We start from the raw sequence: 2,619 nt of genomic DNA on the forward strand, positions 1-2,619 counted from the left end.
AAACAGTGTGCCAGTCGTTCACACAACTGGCTATCGGCGAACGACCAGATACAAGCCGACGGCCATCATGATGCCTGCGGGCCAATAGGCCAACTGGTTCATGGGGCCACCGGCGGCAAGGATGGCACCGCCGGCCAGGTGCGCGGTGCCGAGCAGGCGCAGGAACCAGTCATCGCGGCGGCGGTGCCATGACGGCGGCGGGTCGCTGGCGTGGGGTTGGGACAGGCGTTCGAGCAAATCGCGCGTCATATTGGCCAGGTGCGGGATCTGTTCGATCTGGCTGTGTACGTTGCCAAGCAGGGCCTTGGGGCTGACGCGCTCGCGCATCCAGCGCTCGAGGAACGGCTGCGCGGTGTTCCATAGATCAAGTTCGGGGTACAACTGGCGACCCAGGCCTTCGATGTTCAACAGGGTTTTCTGCAGGAGCACCAGTTGCGGTTGCACTTCCATGTTGAAGCGACGAGCAGTCTGGAACAGGCGCATCAGCACCTGGCCGAAGGAAATGTCCTTCAATGGTTTCTCGAAGATCGGCTCGCACACGGTACGGATCGCCGCTTCGAATTCGTTGAGTTTGGTTTCTGCCGGCACCCAGCCCGAATCGATGTGCAACTGCGCCACGCGCCGGTAATCGCGCTTGAAAAAGGCGAACAGGTTACGCGCCAGATAATCCTGGTCTTCCGGGGTCAGGCTGCCGACGATGCCGCAGTCGATGGCGATGTACTGCGGGCTCCACGGATTTACGGTGCTGACGAAGATGTTGCCGGGGTGCATGTCGGCGTGGAAGAAACTGTCGCGGAACACCTGGGTGAAGAAGATCTCCACACCGCGTTCGGCGAGCATTTTCATGTCGGTGCGCTGGTCGGCCAGAGTCGCCAGATCGGTCACCTGAATGCCGTAGATGCGCTCCATCACCAGCACTTTCGGACGGCACCAGTCCCAATGGACCTGAGGCACGTACAGCAGCGGCGAGCCGTCGAAGTTGCGCTTCAACTGGCTGGCGTTGGCGGCTTCGCGCAGCAGGTCGAGTTCGTCGTAGATGGTTTTTTCGTAGTCGCTGACCACGTCCACCGGGTGCAGCAGGCGCGCATCGGCCGAGACTTTTTCGGCGGCGCGGGCCAGGATGAACAGCCACGCCAGATCCTGGGCGATGACCGGTTTGAGACCCGGGCGGATCACCTTGACCACCACTTCTTCGCCCGTCTTGAGCTGTGCGGCATGCACCTGCGCCACCGAGGCCGAGGCCAGCGGTTCGACGTCGAAACGGCTGAACACTTCACTGATTTTCTTGCCCAGCTGCTCTTCGATCAGCTTCACCGACAGTTGCGAGTCGAACGGCGGCACGCGGTCCTGCAGCAACATCAGTTCATCGGCGATGTCTTCGGGCAACAGGTCGCGACGGGTGGAGAGTATCTGCCCGAACTTGATGAAAATCGGCCCCAGGTCCTGCAGCGCCAGGCGCAGACGCGCACCTCGGCTCAGGTCCAGGGGCTTGCGTGGAAACCAGCGCCACGGCAATGCGTAACGTAGCGCTCGCAAAAACCAGGGCAAAGGCAGGGCGAACAACAAATCATCGAGGCGGTAGCGGATGACGACGCGCTGGATGCGCAACAGACGGCGGACGGCAAGCAGCTTCATGCGTTATCGCTTGGGTCGAGGGATCGGGAAAGGCGCTCGAAACGCGCCTCGAGACGTTCCAGATCAAGTTTGATCCGGTCCAGTTCACTGAATCGGGCTTCGGCTTCGCGCTGCCCGACAAGGCTGCGCGACTCTTCGGCCAGGTATTCGCCAAGGTTCTGCCCAAGGCTGGCAAATCCTTGCTGATACCAGCGGGCGCGACTGCGCAGGTGGCCGCCGACCAGTTGCGTGGCGACCGGGCCGAGCCAGCGTGAGAGTTCGTACTCCCAGTCCAGCTCAAGGTCCTGGAGGATTGCCGCCAGTTCCAGCAGCACGCCGCTGTCGCCATCGAGCTCGACCTGCGGGCTGTGCAGGACCGCTGTCTTGTCCTTGCTCATCGCCAGCTTCAACAGGCTCGAGGCCGGCGCGCGCAAGGTGCAGTCGGCGCCGGTTTCCCAGTGGACGGCAAGCATCAGGCCTTCTTCGCTGGGCAGGATGAACAGTTGCAGTGCCGGGCTGCGGCAATCGACGGCAATCACCTTGCCGCTCAAGTGCGCGAGCCGCGGCAGCGCCGTGCTGTCGAGACGCAGGACCCGGTTCAGACCGAGTTCCGCGCTGGCAAGCAGGCCGGCGAGCAGCATCAGGGCTTGATGCCGCGGTGCAGGGCGACGATGCCGGAAGTCATGTTGTGATAGGTCACGCGGTCGAAACCGGCCTCGACCATCATTGACTTCAGGGTTTCCTGATCCGGGTGCATGCGGATCGATTCGGCCAGGTAGCGATAGCTTTCCGCATCGTTGGTGATCAGCTTGCCCATCAACGGCATGAAGGCGAACGAGTAAGCGTCGTAGGCCTTGGACATCAGCGCGTTGGTCGGTTTGGAGAACTCCAGCACCAGCAAGCGGCCGCCGGGTCATGGCAGCATCGAACGCCTTGAACTGACCGTACTGGAACAGCGAAACCGTCAGCGGCTCGGCCAGGATTCCCAGCGCCAGGGCACATGGC

The 2,619-nt window shown here is 62.3% G+C and carries 2 protein-coding genes and 2 pseudogenes; all 4 read right to left on the bottom strand.

What is annotated here, in order from left to right:
* Positions 1 to 30: 30 nt before the first annotated feature.
* Positions 31 to 1,635: a ubiquinone biosynthesis regulatory protein kinase UbiB gene (ubiB, locus tag ACQKP2_RS32375; RefSeq protein WP_427582322.1), complete on the bottom strand. Its 1,605-nt coding sequence runs from the start codon at positions 1,633 to 1,635 to the stop codon at positions 31 to 33.
* Positions 1,632 to 2,255 (bottom strand): ubiquinone biosynthesis accessory factor UbiJ, encoded by a 624-nt coding sequence (locus tag ACQKP2_RS32380; protein ID WP_427582323.1) that lies wholly within the window; start codon positions 2,253 to 2,255, stop codon positions 1,632 to 1,634. Before ACQKP2_RS32380 ends, ubiB begins: the two co-directional genes overlap by 4 nt.
* Positions 2,255 to 2,527: pseudogene (locus ACQKP2_RS32385) on the bottom strand (class I SAM-dependent methyltransferase); the annotation flags it as partial. The pseudogene ACQKP2_RS32385 and the gene ACQKP2_RS32380, both read right to left, overlap by 1 nt.
* Positions 2,499 to 2,619, bottom strand: a pseudogene (locus ACQKP2_RS32390) (hypothetical protein); the annotation flags it as partial. The pseudogenes ACQKP2_RS32385 and ACQKP2_RS32390, both read right to left, overlap by 29 nt.

This window comes from Pseudomonas sp. NPDC089569, assembly GCF_050280625.1.
GTDB lineage: Bacteria > Pseudomonadota > Gammaproteobacteria > Pseudomonadales > Pseudomonadaceae > Aquipseudomonas.

Coding starts and splice junctions, on each gene's coding strand:
- ubiB (WP_427582322.1), bottom strand. CDS start 1,635: ATGAAGCTGCTTGCCGTCCGCCGTCTGTTGCGCATCCAGCGCGTCGTC.
- ACQKP2_RS32380 (WP_427582323.1), bottom strand. CDS start 2,255: ATGCTGCTCGCCGGCCTGCTTGCCAGCGCGGAACTCGGTCTGAACCGG.